The organism is Phycisphaerae bacterium, from assembly GCA_018003015.1.
Lineage (GTDB): Bacteria > Planctomycetota > Phycisphaerae > UBA1845 > PWPN01 > JAGNEZ01.
On record JAGNEZ010000099.1, the window covers coordinates 1 to 15,977 of the forward strand.

Sequence of the window (15,977 nt, forward strand, 5' to 3'; positions counted from 1 at the left end):
ATGGTCTACTACGGCTCGGGTTACCTGCACACCGCCCAGCGTGAGAGCTTTGCGGTTCTGCCGCTTCTGGTTCTGGTGCACGCCATGCTGGGTGACGGTTCTCGCTGTGAGGTTGGCGGCAGGGTTGGCGAGTTCGCGGCCGGCGGTTCATCACGATCTCTCTTGGGGTGGCTGCTGGCCGGTGCGATGGGCTTGTTCGCCTTCTCGTTGAAGCCGACGCTGGGCATGTGCTACGGCGCGGTCTGGTTGTTGGCTCTGGTTGAGGCGGTCGGGAATTGGCGGGCCGGCTGTCGGGTCTTTGGGTCCTGGGCGGCGCTGACCGGGGGATTCGTTCTTGCCGCCCTGGCGGGCATTGCCCTGTTGCTTCATCTTGGGCTCTGGTCGAGCTATGGTGATGCATGGACTCTTGGCGGCCAGATGCCGTCGGGTTACGTCCGCGGCCCCGCGATGGTGCGTTCGCTCCTTCCGTACGCGGTACCGGCCCTGGCCCTGATCGCGTCGAGTGCCGCGATTCTGGTCCCCAAGAAGGTGTCAGGGTCGTTTGTCAAGCCGGCGGCGATGGTTTGGGGGTGGGCTCACCTGGCCGCCGGGGCGGCACTGGTTTTCGGCCTGCTCCTGCTGAATCACCGCAACGAGGAGTTCCGGGGGCCATTTGGGGCCACACTTGGCCTCCTGATCCCAGGCTTAGCCACCGTGCTCATCGCACCCTGGTCCGGTCGATCGCGTGTCTGGCGCCTGTGCGTTCTCATGGCCGCGGCGGCCTTTGCGGGCGTCGGCCTGCAGGGCTGGTTCTTCGTCTACCACATGCTCCCGTTCTTTGCGTTCCTGAGCTACCTAGCGGCCGGCGAGATTGTCCGCGGTCTGGGTCACGCCGCCGGCACCGTGGGTACTCGGGCCTGGATGGCGGCCTGCCTGGCCGGACTCGTTCACCTGTCGGTCAGCTACTGGGGCCATTACATGACCTTTGCCACGAGCAGCCCGTACGTGCTATCCGGCACGGGGCTTGTCGACCACTACACCCGGATCACCAAGCACCGCACGCGTTATCCGAGCTACGGCACGAGCCATCGCGTGGCCGAGCGGATCCGTTCGCTGACTGGACCCGACGAGCCGATCGCCCTGCTGTTCCGCGAACCGCGAATCTATCAGCTGGCTCAGCGTCCCCCGGCCCACCCGTTGCTGGTGATCAACGAATGGACGACGCCCCTTTTCGACGAGTTCCTGACCGTGGTCGGCGGAACGCGGCCCAAGGCTGTGGTCGCCCGCATTCCGGAATTGGCGCGGGGCATGGAGGATCGGGCGGCTGTTGAAGCGGCCATCCTGGCCGACGTGGAGTCGTTTTTCGGCGACAAGGGCCGGATCATCCGCGAGCACTATCGTCTCGCCGAGGTCATCGACGACGTCGGGATCCTGCAGCCGCGGATCGTGGATCGTGCCGAGGCCAGTATCGACCATCCCTAGAGAAGCGACCGACTCGGATGGCACGGCCGTCGGCCATCTCGTGGTTCGGCGCCCGCCTACCACCTCTGGCCCCCCGATCCCAGCAAGCCGCGCGTCGTGGACGCGGACTGTGGACCACTCAACTTCCCGGTGGCTGAGCGGCTTCACCCGTTGGGTGCCCCCCTGCCGTCCGAAAGCGGTCGTAGACCATGCGGCGAAACTGCTCCACATCCTCCGGGGTCATATCTCGAGGCACTCTGCCCGCATAAGGGGGTTTGCACATGATATACTTCTTTTGACCTTCTAAATACTCTTTAAGCGGGCATATGACGCGCGCCGGAACACCCGCCGCGACGGAGTCGCTCTCGACATCCCGGGTGACCACGCTGCCGGCGCCAATGACCACGTTGTGGCCTATCCGGATGCCGGGCATGAGTATCGCTCCGTATCCGATGAAGACATTGTCGCCGATCCAGACCGGGGCCACGCGATACTCGCCGGTGAAAAGGTAGTAGCTGGCGTCATGGGCGAGAACCATCGCGGTCGGCGCGAAGATGCAGTTGCGCCCGACGTGAATCAGTTGGGGGAACATGCCGTCCAGATTGGAGGCACTCAGACGCGAGCCCGGGCCGATATCCATCCTCGCGAGTATGGTGCTGGAATCCGTTCGTCCGACCAGCCTTCGAATTCCGCGCACAACCGATCTCAGCATAGCACTATCTCCGGCTTTCGTGCATCCGTGAGCACCATCACCCCCCTCGCCATCCAGGATCGTCTCTCGACCATTTGTCAGCTCTCGGGCGGCATGGCCGATTCCTGATCCTCACCCCTCCGCTCTTGACCGACCGATTCGGGCGAGGTCGACACCCGGCCAGCCGAGCCAGGGCGGTGAGATATCCTACTGTGGCCGACGTCGAGCGCACAGCGGCGAATCACGCCCACCCGACGATCCGGCCGTCCCCGCTGCCACGTTGGGAGCCGTCCGAGGTCCAAGGGTCGGGTATGACTCCGCGGGTTCGTCGCGTCGCCGCTCAACGTCGGCAGAGGCCTCTTTTGATCCGCGTAGTGTTCATGGCCCTCCCGGCGGCGGCGTCTGTTCCGGCCTGTGTTTCGGACTGAAGGCGGCCCGAATCAGCTTGACCAAGGAAGCAGGGCCGGGCAGAGTGGCCGCAGGAAGGAACAGGCCTGCCGGCTCACGCTTGAAGAGGAAGTGGCTGACGAGGGCGATCTGTTCGGAAAGCTCCTGTTGCGAGGCGATGGTCCTCGAGTTCTCGTCGGCCGGCGGTTTTTCGGCCTGGCGGAGCCATTCCGAGGCCACTGTCTCGATCATCGACAGTCGAACCGGCTCGCCGGGTTCAACCTGGCCGCGATGGACGAAGAACGGCTTGACGCGGCTGGTGCCGCCGCCGCGCTGAACGATCAGGAAGCTGAACCGATCGAGTTCGGTCACCTGCTCGAAAGCGGGCTGGTTGAGGGTGCGGGCTCGCTCGATTCGCTGCCTGAACGCGGCCGCCCGCTCGAACTCGCGATGGCCGGCGGCCTCGCGCATCTGCTGCTCCCAACACTGGAGCACGGTTACCCGCTGACCGGCCGCAAAGGCCATGGCCTCGGCGACAGTCCGCCGATAGGCGGTCATCGGCACCGAGCCGTTGCATGGAGCGGGACAGCGGCCCATGTCGAAGTAGGCGCACGGCTGGCCGTGGGGAGCCCGCTGGAGGACTGGGTCATCGCGGCACAGATCGAAGATGTCCTCGAGGGTCTGCACGAACCGAGCGGCGTCGGTCTGGGTCGCGAACGGTCCGAGATCCTTACCCGGCGGCCCGCCGAGGATCTTACCGATCTCGAAGCGAGGCACGGCCGCCTCGGAATCCACGTGCACGAACCACGTGGCTCCGAAACCTACTTCCTTCAGATACGAATCAGGGTGCAAGGCCCGCGCGATCCGCCAGTATTCGTAGGTAATCTCGAACTGGGAGCAGGCGGTTCGCCATCGAATGCGGCGAACGACCTCGCGGAGGTTTGCCCGCCGGCGCGAGGTGACCACCGTCTGACCGTCCGCGGTCGGCGTCTGCTGCGTCAATCGGTTGTTCAATGCCCGCCTCAGATCCGCGGCCGCCGCGAACTGAATGGGTCGATCATCCGCATCCGTCAACAGGTAGACGCCGCCGCCACCGGGCAACCTCGCCGCTATCTGCTGAGCGGGCAGGGCAGTGGTGGTCTGGCCGGAGACCGTCTCCCGTGGGACTGGCTGCGTTTGGGCTGTTGGCTGGACTGGTGGAGTTACCGCGGCCGCTGGCAGCGGGGGATAGTCCATCACATGATCGAACAGCTCATCGAGACGCACGGTCGTAGTCTATGGCGGCGTCCGGGCGACCTACAAGCGATGCATTTGGTCGGGATCCGTGTTGGCGACCCCGGGAGGGGCGTTGAGGCACGGTTGGGAGAAAAGCGCCGGCGCCAAACGAACCCAATGAGTATTGCCCAGATTGCCTTGCTCCTGCATATTATCGAGGCGTTTTGAGAGGAGCGTTTTCAAGATTTCAAAGAGCGAGGAGGCAGACTGGGGGATCGTCCTCCGTAGTCATATCACGTGTCCCGTCCCGCGGGTTATGGCAGAGCCCATGGCGGCCACTTCGGGAGCCCACCTTGCCAACGGGTCATTCGACCACTAACCTGATCGATCATGGCAATGGAGCGACCACATCCGACGGTGCCCGCGGACCAGCCGGAATCGATCTGGGACAATGACCTGCCTGCTGGGGATTCGCCGCCACTGCCGCGTTGGCCACTGGTGGCCGCCGCTGTCGCCTTCGGGCTGTGGTTTGGCTTCGTTGTCTCGATGATGGTTGTGCGTCTCTCGGAAACGCGTCACGTCGCGTAGCAGTGTGACCTTTGCAGGGTCATTGGCGCAGCAGGCACTTGATGGTCCAGGCGAGCCCACCGCAGCTTGATCCCGCCGTCTTCGATGAGAATCTGGCTGCCTTGCAGCGGGCCGAGCCGCAGCTAGCGGACCGCGTGGCCCGGCTCATGGGGGCGGTCCAAGCCGCGTCAGCCGTGACTCGCGACGGCGAGATCAGCTTTCGCGTCCCAGGCTTCAGGCCGGACGGTACGCAGAGTTCTGCGGAGCAGTGGTTCGGTCGAACCTCGATCCCGGCGGTGCGAGCGGCCGCCCTGCTGGACCGTTTTGATGCCGGCTTGGGCAATGTCCTGCTACCAGGGCTGGGACAGGGCTTTGAAGCGACGTTGCTGCTCCGGCGGCTGGCTCGGTGCCGAGCGGTCTTTGTGTGGGAACCCGACGAGCGTGCCCTGGTGCTGGGTTTACGGCTGCACGACTGGGCGGCGGCCATCGCGGAGCAACGACTGGTACTGCTCGGGGGACCTGCGGAGAGCCTGACCACAACACTGGTAAACTGGTTCAACGTGCACCCGGGTCATCTCTGCCCCACTCGCATCCTGATGTGGCCCTGGGCCAGGCCGGCAGAGCTGGCCGAGATCCGCGCCGCTGTTCAGGCTGCCTACGAGATCGTCGAGCAGGCTCGGGTCCTGGAGACGAGCCGCATCCGGCAGCAGCTTGCGGAAGCGTTGTTGGCGTTGGCCGTTGATGATACAGCTGGAGGCAGCACGCATGTGACCGGGGGCCGCAGATCTGCGCTCGTGCTCTCGCTGCAGCCCCGAGATGAAGTTCTGGTGTTGGGAGATGCGTTGTTGGCGGCCCTGTCCACTGCGGGGGGACAAGCTGAGCACGTGGCGGTCCGATCTGCCGGGGATGTTCATTCCCTGGCTCGGATCCGGCGAATCGCCGGGATTCCCGGTGGGCCGCCTGGCCAGGCCATCCTCCTGAATGCCACTCGCCAAGAAGTTCGGGACGTGCTGCCGGAGCTGATTCCGGCCATCAGTTGGCTGGAGACTCATGCCATTCCGGCGTCGGGACTAGCCGGGCAGATGGGCGAGGGGGACCTGGTCGCGGTCACGCACGCGCGGGGTTACGCTCGAGCCCTGCAAGCGGGTATCGAGCCTGGGCGGTTGCAGGTCTGCCCACTGCCCTGCCTGGCGGTGCCGAGCGATCCGGCGGGGCTGGCAAACGCGGACCGCCCCGTTGAAGTGGTCATCATGACGGACCTGCCGTTCACCAGTGCGGAGCGCTTTGGATACAACCTGCCCACTCACCTGCAGCTATGGAGCACGGCCATCGATCTGCTCGGGGCGCGCATTGACGGTTTCATTGACGAGCAGGGAGAGTCTGTTCTTGCGGCCGCGGAGAAGCGTCTGGGGCTGAGGATCGACGATCCGGAAGTACGACGGCCCATGCTGGAGACCCTGTGCAGCACGGTTGCCAATGCCTTTCTGTGGCGGCGACTATTCCAGACCCTGATTCGGGCGGGCATCCAACCGGTGGTCTGCGGCCACGGCTGGAGCGACGTGGCTGGCAACTGCTGGCAAGGGCCGGTGACCGGATTGCAGGATCGCGCAAGAATCGCCGAGCAGGCCAAGCTGGTTATTCACGCGGACGTTACTGGTGAGTTGTCGCATGCGGCACTATTGGCCGCGGGAAGTGGCGCGGTGTTGCTGGCCCGGGCCCATCCGAGCGATCGGGGACCTGGTGGCTGGCACACGCTGTTCGAGCCCGACAGGAGCATGGTGACGTTCCGAACGGAACAGGAGTTGACACGACTTGTGGGTCAACTGATCGGGGACTCGGCCCGTCGCCGGAGTCTGGCCAGACTGGCGGGCGAGGCCGTGAAGTCACACCACACGCCAGGGGCGCGCCTGGCAACGCTCCGAAGCAGCGCAAGTTCTTGTTCTTCATCATCCCGTGTGCAATCCTAATATTCGTCGGATAAATGACTTACAACAATTCCTGAGTCCGGTCAAGTTTTTCGTCGCGAGCGACCGATAACAGCGCCATGATTGGCTTTGTGTCTGCGGTCCCGGGCGCGATGGACGTCCGAAAGTGGTCCATATCATCTGTTGGAAGGTTGCGTGAACATGAGAACCATCGCCATCGCCAATCAAAAGGGCGGCTGTGGTAAAACGACCGTGAGCATCAATTTAGCCGCGTGCCTGGCCCGCGAAGGCCGACGCGTCTTGCTGGTCGACATGGACCCACAGGGACACTGTGCCCTTGGTTTGGCGGTACCAGAAGACCAGATCGAGGTCAGCATAGCGGATGTTCTCGCCGCCCGGGGCGGATCCAACGGACATGCGGTGAAGCCCAACGGCAGCGGCAACGGAGAGCGTCTCGACCTGGTTCGGAGTATTTGGCAGATCACCGCCAATTTCGATCTCTCACCTTCGACGACCAGTCTCGCCCGGTTTGAGATCGACATGGTGAGCAAGCCGGATGCCGAGGACCGGCTGGCGGAGGTGCTCTCGACGGTCAGCGACAAGTATGATTTTGCCCTCGTTGACTGCCCCCCGCACATTGGCATCCTCACGCTGAATGCCCTGGCCGCCGCGAGTGAGGTCATCATTCCGGTAGACACGGGCTACTTCTCACTTCAGGGGCTCTCCAAGCAGCTTGACACGGTTGAGGCATTGCGAGCCCGCCGGGATCAGCCCCTGGAGATCCGCATCCTCGCCAACCTGTATGACGTGCGGACCAAGCTTGGGCGGGAGATCCTCAACGAGCTCAAACGCAAGTTTGGGCCGATGATGTGCTCGACCTTCATCAACTTCAACACCAAGCTTCGCGAGGGGGCCAGTTTCGGGCAGCCGATCACCGAGTATGATCCCGGCAGCATGGGGTTCCGCGATTTTGTCCGGCTAGCCCGTGAACTGATCGCCACCGGTGGTCCGGACATGGTGCCAACGACGCTTATCCGTCAGGCGGACCGGCTTGCCGAACGGGCGGAGAAGCTCTTGGCAACCTCGCGGCCGCTGTTCGGGCCGGATGGGGTTGAGAACCGCGAACCAGGTCAGACCCCGGTTGCCAGCCACGACGAGATCGAGGAGAGGATTGCGGCCATCTATGGCGTCAAGCCTACGGCTGAAGGCGTCCTGTTCGTTGCCCACGCCCCCGGCGCCCGCACCGTGCAGTTGGCGGGTGATTTCAACAACTGGATGCCTGAAGCGACGGCGATGCAGCCCAACGGCTGCGAGTCCAGCTTCCGGGCGCTGCTGCCGCTTGGGCCCGGCCGCTACCGCTACCGCTACGTGGTCGATGGCCGCTGGCAGAATGACCCGCACAACAGCTATGTTGAGACGAACCCCTATGGGGAACTGAACTCGGTGGTGGAAGTAGGATAAGAGAGCTGCCAGGGGGAGGGTTTATCCCCGGCCAGTCTACGTACCGAAGCACAACCTGCCCACGCACAGCCGACACTCGGTTACTCACGACCCGCGTATTGCTCCTACCGATGGCTCACCCGACCTGGGCTCGAAGCGTGTTCATGGCGCGTCGCTTCTCCAGCCGCCAAACAGTTCCTGGATCGCACCAGCCACATCGGGCGATCGCATGAGCGTCTCGCCGATGAGCAACCCTCGGGCGCCGGCCTTGATCAGGCGTTCGACATCGGCTCGGCTTTTGATGCCGCTCTCGGAGATGATGATCGTGCCCTTGGCCGCCAGTTCCGCCAACTGTTCGCTGGTCGCCAAGTCGGTCCTTTGGGTTTTGAGGTCGCGGTTATTGATGCCCAAGAGGCTTCGCCTCTCGTTCGAGAAGGGAATGACGCGTTGAAGCTGTTCGAGGGTCTGTCGTTCATGGATCTCGATCAGGCTGGTCATCCCCAGTCTGAATGCCAGGTCGAGCATTTCTGCCAACAGGTCCGGGGTGAGGACCTCGCCAATCAGCAGAACGGCGTCAGCGCCTGACGCCCGGGACTCGTAGATTTGGTATAGGTCGATCATGAAGTCCTTGCGGAGGACCGGCAGCGGCACGGCCTTTTTGACCTGCGGCAAGAACTCAAGGCGGCCATCGAAGTACGGCTGATCGGTCAGTACGCTGAGGGCGGAGGCCCCGGCACGCTGGTATACCTGAGCGATGGCCACGGGGTCGAAATCCGGCCTGATCAGTCCTGCGGAGGGTGATTTCCGCTTGATCTCGGCGATGAGGTGGACGCCGCGGGGCGGATCGGCGGCCAACGCCGCGTAGAAGTCGCGTGTAGGAGCGGCCTCGGCAGCCAGTCGCCTCATCTGCTCCAGTGAACATCTGGCTCTCCGCTGAATCAGCTCCCCGCGTTTGGTTTCGACGATCTGATCCAATATATTGCCCACGAGCGTTCTCCTCGGAAGCGGTATTGTAGTGGATTCAGAGGTCCGGTTCGACGGTCGTGCGTTTCATGGCTGAGTCAATTCCACTGCTTGACGGGCTCGATCTGGTGCTGATGGGGATGGGGGTTGTCGTCCTGTCGATCGCGGCAGCTCGCTGGCTGAGGCAGGGGCGGCCAGACCTGCTGCTCGGGGCCCCGGTCCGAACACATGTTCTGGGTCCGCTTACGGTATGGCTTTGCCTCGCTGTTTACCTCCTGGGCATGGCTCTGGGGGTACCGTTCGCCTGGCTGCTCCCCGCCTCGATGCCCGATCTCGAGCGTTTGGCCTGCGCGGGGGTCATCGCCTCGGTTGCCGGCCAGATCATTCTCATCGCCACCTGCCTGGCGGTGGCGCGTGGTACATTTGCAGGCGGGCTCCGCGGATTCGGATTGGCTGGCACCCGCCTGGACCGCGACCTCCGATGGAGCGTTGCCGGTTGGCTGGTGGCCCTCTGTCTGACTGGCGTTGCGGTCTGGTACAGCAGCTGGGTGATTATCACGTTCTGGCCGGCGTTCACGCCTCCCAGTCACCCGGTTTTCGAGTTTCTGGAGTCGAGGGGCTCGCCGCCTGCTATTCGGTTCCTGGCTTTCTTTGGAGCTGCGACGCTGGCGCCGATTGGCGAAGAGGTGCTCTTCCGGGGGATTCTGCAGACCGGTTTAGCGGCGTTGATTGGATGGGGCAGGCCCTCGTCTCGGGCTCGCTGGGGAGCCATCTTGGTCACGGCGGTGCTCTTCGGCATGATGCACACTGGCACGCCTCACTTTGTTCCCGCGTTGATGCTGCTGGGTGTGCTTCTGGGCTACACTTACGAGCGGACCGGTTCCCTGTGGGTTCCCATCGGCCTGCACATGCTGTTCAACATCAAGTCGCTGCTGTGGTACTGTCTGCAAGTCTATCTGATGGGGTAACGGCCGGTCTGGTGGTCCTGGAGAAAGCTGCCGGTCACACCAGAGACGAGGGCGGTTGGGAGCTGATCGGCTCCTGCCGTTGACTCTCTCAGTCATGGCATGAGGGAGAAGCTGGCGTTAGAACGTCGGACCTCGACTTGCCGCGACTGCTGGAGGTCGCTGATTTCCGGCGGCCAGGCGTGGACGGGCGGGCCCGGGGCTCGGCTTGGGTTGGATATCGGACGCAGCGTGGGATTCACGGCCTGGGCGTGCGGCTTCGAAGCTAAACCGGGCTATGGGAACAGGCGATACGAGCCACAGCGGAGTGTCCACCCCATCTCTGCGCAAGGAGGTGTTGCGGACATGCAACACGGGTATTATCTGATTGTTGGGTTCTGGCTGATGCTGGTATTGGCCGGGCTGGCGGGCTGTCCGGGCATTGGCGCGGATGAGACGCTGCTTTTGGGCAGCTTCGTTCCCTTGGAAGTCATCTCGACGGAGCCTGCGGCGGGCGTATCCGGCGTCTCGCGGGACGTGGCGGTGAGGATCACCTTCAACAAGGAAGTGGATTCCTCCAGCCTGGTCAACCCAGAAAGCAATACGACCACGGGCGCTGTCCTGGTGAAGAGCGCGGCCGGGGCCAACATTGCCGGGACGGTGACGTACAACGCGTCTGCGAACGCGGCGATGTTCGTTCCCACGGCTCACTTGTCGCCCAACCTCACCTACACGGTCACGGTGAGGGACGTGCGCGATCTCAACGGTCAGGCACTGCTGAACCCGTACATATGGACCTTCACGACCGGACCGGAGCCTGACACGATTCCGGTGGTTGTTGACACGAGCCCGGCCAGCGAGGCCATTGGGGTTGCACGGGATACGGCCATCCAAGCGGTGTTCAGCGAGCCGATCGGTGGTGTCTCGACCTCGACCTTCGTGGTGCGGGACATGAGCACGAACGCGGCTCTGGGGGCGCGATCGTTGGTGTTTGACCAGGGTCAGCTCACGGCCACGTTTCGCCCGCTCAGCCTGCTCACCCCGAACACCACCTACACAGTCACGCTGCAGGACATCGCGGGCTTGGCAGGCTATCCCCTGATGGGCCAGTACATCTGGTCTTTCACCACCGGCAACACGCCCAATACGACGCCGGTCGTGGTCTCCACGACACCTGCGGCTAACGCGACGGATGTGTCGCGTGACACCCGCATCGAGGCGGTCTTCGACTCCGTGGTCACGGGAACCAGCGCCGCGACGTTCCTGCTTCGCAACAGCCTGACCGGCGTCTCGGTCAGCGCCAGTTCTGTGGCCTTCTCCAACACGAGCCGGACGGCGGTGCTTGTTCCTTCCGTGTACCTGGCCGCCAATACGAGCTACACGGCGACGTTGCGTGGTCTTTTCGGCACGGATGGCGTGGTAATGCCGGAGAAGTCATGGCAGTTCACGACTGGCGCGAGCCCGGATGCGCTTCCCCTGGTCATCGCCACAACGCCGGCCAGCGACGCCGTCGGGGTGGGACGTGACACGGCCATCCAGGCGGTATTCAGCGAGCCGATCAGCGGCATCTCGGCCGCAACTTTCGTCGTGCGGGACCCGCTCACCAATATGGTGGTGGGGGTGCGATCACTGGTGTTCGATCCGGCGAGCCTGACGGCCACGTTCCGCCCGCTCACCCTGCTCAGTGCCCACACCACGTACACTGTCACCTTGCAGGACATCCTGGACTCGACCGGCTTCCCGGTGATGACGCAGTACATCTGGTCGTTCACCACCGGCCAGGCGCCGAACACGACGCCGGAGGTGGTCTCCAAGACGCCGGTGGACGGTGCCGTCAACGTGCCGCGGAACACGCGAATCCGGGTGGTGTTCAACGAGGCAGTCACCGGGGCGGTGGCCACAAGCTCGACGCCTGCCGGCCTGGTGATCCGCAACACGCTGACCAACGCCCTGGTGGCCGCGGAAGTGATCATGTACTCGAACACCGACTTCACCGCGGTGCATGTCCCCAGCGTTTTTCTTGCGCCCACCACGAACTACACCGCGACGCTGCGCAACATCGTGAGCGCCGACGGTGTGCTCATGCCTGAGACGTCCTGGTCGTTCACCACCGGGACCGACCCGGACACGGTGGTTCCGACGATCACTGCGGCCGGTCTGACAGCGCGGGCGAACTGTTCAAGCGACATCACCCTGACCTGGTCGCCGGCATCGGATGATGTCACCCCGCAGGCTGGCATCAGCTACCAGGTCTTTCAGTCCCGGTTCAGCGGAGGGCAGGACCTGAATGCCCCGAGCTATGCGACGGCTGCGGGGATCACGTCCTACCGGGTCACGGGCCTGGACCGCGGCACCACCTACTACTTCACGGTTCGGGCGGTCGATAGCTCGACCAACCGGAGCGTGGCCTTCACCGAGCGATCGGCGACGACGTCCTCCTACTTTGGCTGCCCCAACACCCTCGCGGTCGCCGGGGGACCGAAAGCCGTTGCCACGGCCGATCTCAACAGTGACGGCGAGCTCGACCTGGCGATCGCGTGCCTGACCGCGAACACGGTGGCCATCCTGCTGGGCAACGGCGACGGGACGTTCACGCCGGCGGTGCCGCCGACGGTCGCGGTGGGAGCGAGTCCCGTGGATGTGAAGGTTGCCGACTTCACTCATGACGGGCACCTTGATCTGGCGGTGGCCAACCGTGACGGTGGAAGCGTGTCGATACTATTGGGCAACGGGGACGGGACGTTCGGGGCAGCGGTGAACACCGCGCTCTCCGGCCCGCTCTCCCTGGCCGTCGGGGAGTTTGAGAACCCGGCCAACGCGAACCTGGATCTGGCAGTGGCGACGGGAGACGACGTGTCGATTCTCTCCGGAAACGGCGATGGCACCTTCAGTGGAACGGTCACCCGGTTGACGGTGGCGGGGGTATCGGATGCCCGTTCAGTCGTCGCGGGCGACTTTGACGGCGACGCCCTGGTGGACGTGGGTGTGTGCTACGGGGGCACGGACAACGCAGCCGTGTTCCTGAACAGCACGCCAAACGGCGGGGCCCTGGCGTTTACTGCTCCGACCACGGCGACGAACCGGCTGTTTGCCGTCCAGAACGCGCCCGCAGCGCTGGCCGCGCCCGATCTGGACGGGGACGGCAGGCCGGACCTGGCCCTGGTGAACACCGGGACACCGAGCGTGACCGTACGCCACTCGAGCGGCATGTCCGCCAACCTCTTCCCGCCGGGCACAGGGAGCGCCGGGGAGAACGTGGCTTTACCCGCAGGGGCGAGCCCCATCGCGGTTTCGGCCGGAGACGTGGACGGTGACGGGCTACCCGATCTGGTGACGGCCAATCGCGGACCAGGGACGTTGTCCGTGCTGATCAACCTTGGTGGTACGAGCCTGTTCATTGTGGAGCACCAGGACAGCGGCTTGCAGCCGGCGGCGGTCGGGCTGGGTGACTTCAATGGTGACGGCAAGCTCGATGCTGCGGCGGCCAACCCGGGTGACAACACGGTGTCGATCCTGCTGAACGTTCGATGACGCCGGTCTCGATTCCGTTTCGATTCGCACCCACCGATCTCGACGTGGATCAATGGATTCGCACGGCCAGGGACGCCGGCATGAGGTACGCCGTGCTGACCGCCAAGCACCACTACGGCCATGCCCTTTGGCCGAGCGCTGTTTCGGATTACACGGTGGCTACTAGTTCGCAGACCACCGACGTGATCGAGCAGTTTGTCAAAGCCTGCCGCAAGTACAAGCTCGCCCCGGGCTTCTACTACTCGCTGGGTTGGGACAAGTACCATCAGCTGAAGCGAATGCCCGTCGAGTACGAGGGATTTGTCCACGAGCAGATGAGGGAGTTGCTGACCGGTTACGGTCCGATCACCGAGATGTGGTTTGATATTCCCTGGGACATGGGTCCGGACATGGCCGGCATGCTCGCCCGGCTCTATGCTCACTGTCAATCGCTGCAGCCTGACTGCCTGGTGCTCCTGAACCAAGGTTTCGTCGACGGCAGCCAAGTGAACACTCGCGAGCCCAGTTATGCTGGCAAGATCGTCTCCCGGACCCCGATGCCGATCTGGCCCAAGGACCTCAACAACGGCGAGCGTGTCGCACCCCCGAAAACGGGCCACAATCCCCGGATCGTCTACAACGGCACGTGGTACTACATGCCGGACGAAGTCTGTGACTCGCTGGGCCAGACGCGGTGGTTCTGGGGCAGGGACGATGACGTCCGACCCGCTCGCCAGATGGTCGAACTCTACCGCCGGAGCGTGGGTCGAGGGGCAAACCTGCTGCTCAACGCCGGACCGGATCGGAGCGGGCGAATCCCGCCCGAGTTCGTCGCCCGGCTGATGGAGATCGCCGAGCTGATCAGGCATCCGGAGGGCGTGCAGGACTCGCTGCTCATCGACCGCCCGGTCGCCGCCTCCAACGTGTATCGCAATGAAGTGGGCAAATGGGGGCCGTCCAAGGCGACGGACATGGATCTCGGGGCCGAAGGTGGCACGCGATGGGCGACGGATGTTGAGGTGAAAACCGCGTAGCTGGAGGTGGACCTCGGTGCCGAGTTATCGTTCTCCCGTGCCACGATCAGTGAGTTCCTCGACGCCGTTCGAGGGTTTGAACTGCAGGTGCCGGACGGGCAAGGCGGCTGGAAGACCGTTCACCGGGGGGGGGACCATCGGCGGGCCAGGGGTGGAGGTGACCTTCCCGCCGGTCAAGGCCGGCAAGGTGCGACTGGCGATTACGGACTCGACGGGCGGGCCGACGATCTGGGACTTTGCGGTTTACCCGCCGGGTTGACGATGGTGATGAAGACGCGGCTCGTTCCAGCTTGTCGATGCTGCGGAGGACGCGGTTTTTTTAGGGGGAGGAAAAGAGAGGGCCGCGCCCGCGAGGAGAGCGGCGTTTCAACGCCTGCTCCTCACGGCCGCGGCCTTGAATCATGCCATCGATGAGGGGCCGGACGCCCGGGGCCGGGGCCTATCGCCGCCGACGTGCGTGGGTCAAGCCACCCAGGGCCAGCAGGACCAGGGTGCACGGCTCGGGCACGAGGGCAAAGACCTCGAACTCCGCCGCTCCGATGAAGCCATCGACATCGGTCAGGGCTCCGCCGGGAGCACCGTAGATCCGCATGCCGTTGACCCCGTCGATCGTGTCGAAGGTCCACAGGAACGGGGCGGCCTCCTGCCAAGTGGCGACATTGATGAGATATCCGAGGTCGTCCGTGTACCGACCCATGTCCAGGCCAGTCACATCGTTCCAGGTGGCACCGCTGTCGGTGGTGTACTGGACCTTCATGGTATCGGTGTTGAACCAGCCGCCGTCCCCGAAGGTCTTGAAGGTAATACCGATCGCGGTGACGTCATTCTTTGGGGCATCGAGCAGCACGCCGATGTACTCGTCTCTGGGCCCCCCGGCTCCCCAGGTGGTGTCATAGCTGTCCCAGGCGAAGCTGCCGTCGGTGAGGGTCTGGGGCTGGCTGAACTGGTTGTAGCTCCAGAGTGGTGTTTGGCCGAGAGCCAGGTTGTTCTGCAGGTTGATCGTCTTGGCGATAGGCAGGTCGCCGCTGACCTGGAGTTCGCCGACGCCGACCCATCCGCCGCTATCCGGAGCGGGGCCAGGCTGGGGGGCGCCGATCAGGCGGACGCCCCAGACGTTGCCGGTGGGTGCCGTCGGCGTGATGGTGTACTGGCGGTGTCCGTCAATGAAGGTGTTGTCGTAGGCAACGTCCCAGCTTGCGGCCACTTCTTCCCACACTCCGCCCTTGGCGACCGGCCCGTTTCGGAGCACCTCGACCCGCGGCGTGCTCGCGAAAGTCCCGCCGTCCCCGTAGATCCGGTTCGAGTACTTGATCTCGGTGACGGAGGCCGGCAACTTGAACTGGTAGCCGGCGAAGTCCTCGGCGGTGGTTCCGCCGTAGGTGTTGACGTTGGAGAACAGATCGCCGTTGTTCATGTACCACCAGGGCCCCCCGTTGCCTCGGTCGCTGGCGTAGTCATACAGACCCTGCCCGCCGTTGCCGATTGTATCGCCGAAGTCGGTGCCCAGGCTCGTGGTGTACCGAGCCTCCACACTACCGATCGTGGTCAGATCGGCACCCTGGACGCTGGATGCCGCCCCCACGAGCGCACCGATCGTCAGCACGAAGAAGCACTTGCCCAGAGACATCTTTCTACCTCCAAAAAACCATGACTTGAGTCGTGAAAGGGAAGGCGGTGCCCAGTTCCTATCGCCCTCCTCCCTTGGTGGCGACAGCTAGACTCCCGCCACCATTGTCTACCCCAACGTTGCATAATCCGCCCGCCTCAAGCGGCGTGTTGGGCGGTCTTCATCGCCTGCAGCAGGCCGAGGAGCCTTTGCCGGGCCCAGGTATTGGCGTTGCAGGTGAGGGTGAAGACGCCT

General features: G+C 64.1%; 12 protein-coding genes. 8 read left to right on the forward strand and 4 right to left on the reverse strand.

Translation table 11 applies throughout. The annotated features are described in order from the left end of the window. The coding region (locus KA354_23715) for a hypothetical protein (GenBank protein MBP7937660.1) at window positions 1–1,461 on the forward strand (1,461 nt) is incomplete at its 5' end. Window positions 1,462–1,579: 118 nt separating this feature from the next. Here KA354_23715 and KA354_23720 read toward each other — a convergent pair. Further along, window positions 1,580–2,152, reverse strand: coding sequence for an acyltransferase (locus KA354_23720; GenBank protein MBP7937661.1), 573 nt, complete (start codon window positions 2,150–2,152; stop codon window positions 1,580–1,582). Between the two features lie 357 nt (window positions 2,153–2,509). After that, complete coding sequence (locus KA354_23725; protein MBP7937662.1) at window positions 2,510–3,784, reverse strand: hypothetical protein; 1,275 nt, start codon at window positions 3,782–3,784, stop codon at window positions 2,510–2,512. Between the two features lie 345 nt (window positions 3,785–4,129). Here KA354_23725 and KA354_23730 point away from each other — a divergent pair, with 345 nt between their 5' ends. The 3 genes from KA354_23730 to KA354_23740 all read left to right on the forward strand — a co-directional run bounded on the left by KA354_23730 (window position 4,130) and on the right by KA354_23740 (window position 7,686). Beyond that, a complete protein-coding gene (locus tag KA354_23730) occupies window positions 4,130–4,321 on the forward strand; it encodes a hypothetical protein (protein ID MBP7937663.1) in 192 nt (63 codons plus the stop codon). 41 nt (window positions 4,322–4,362) lie between these two features. Beyond that, window positions 4,363–6,267 carry a glycosyltransferase family 1 protein gene (locus KA354_23735; protein MBP7937664.1) on the forward strand — a complete coding sequence of 635 codons (1,905 nt, stop codon included), beginning with the start codon at window positions 4,363–4,365 and terminating at the stop codon, window positions 6,265–6,267. 159 nt (window positions 6,268–6,426) lie between these two features. Beyond that, the gene (locus KA354_23740) at window positions 6,427–7,686 is read left to right on the forward strand and encodes an AAA family ATPase (GenBank protein ID MBP7937665.1); all 1,260 of its coding nucleotides are present in this window, start codon (window positions 6,427–6,429) and stop codon (window positions 7,684–7,686) included. Between the two features lie 141 nt (window positions 7,687–7,827). Here the strand turns inward: KA354_23740 and trpC are convergent, their stop codons facing one another. Continuing rightward, a complete protein-coding gene (gene trpC / locus KA354_23745) occupies window positions 7,828–8,652 on the reverse strand; it encodes an indole-3-glycerol phosphate synthase TrpC (protein MBP7937666.1) in 825 nt (274 codons plus the stop codon). 65 nt (window positions 8,653–8,717) lie between these two features. Between trpC and KA354_23750 the strand changes: the two genes are divergently transcribed. The 4 genes from KA354_23750 to KA354_23765 all read left to right on the forward strand — a co-directional run bounded on the left by KA354_23750 (window position 8,718) and on the right by KA354_23765 (window position 14,375). Continuing rightward, the gene (locus KA354_23750) at window positions 8,718–9,596 is read left to right on the forward strand and encodes a CPBP family intramembrane metalloprotease (protein MBP7937667.1); all 879 of its coding nucleotides are present in this window, start codon (window positions 8,718–8,720) and stop codon (window positions 9,594–9,596) included. A 342-nt stretch (window positions 9,597–9,938) separates the two neighbouring features. Next, entirely contained in the window at window positions 9,939–13,103 is a 3,165-nt protein-coding gene (locus KA354_23755; GenBank protein MBP7937668.1) for an Ig-like domain-containing protein, read from the forward strand. Further along, complete coding sequence (locus tag KA354_23760; GenBank protein ID MBP7937669.1) at window positions 13,100–14,116, forward strand: alpha-L-fucosidase; 1,017 nt, start codon at window positions 13,100–13,102, stop codon at window positions 14,114–14,116. The genes KA354_23755 and KA354_23760 overlap by 4 nt, the downstream gene beginning before the upstream one ends. Window positions 14,117–14,132: 16 nt before the next feature. Next, the gene (locus KA354_23765; GenBank protein MBP7937670.1) at window positions 14,133–14,375 is read left to right on the forward strand and encodes a hypothetical protein; all 243 of its coding nucleotides are present in this window, start codon (window positions 14,133–14,135) and stop codon (window positions 14,373–14,375) included. A gap of 180 nt (window positions 14,376–14,555) precedes the next feature. On the opposite strand, the gene KA354_23770 is transcribed toward KA354_23765, so the two are convergent. Continuing rightward, the gene (locus KA354_23770; GenBank protein MBP7937671.1) at window positions 14,556–15,743 is read right to left on the reverse strand and encodes a PEP-CTERM sorting domain-containing protein; all 1,188 of its coding nucleotides are present in this window, start codon (window positions 15,741–15,743) and stop codon (window positions 14,556–14,558) included. Between the last annotated feature and the right edge of the window lie 234 nt (window positions 15,744–15,977).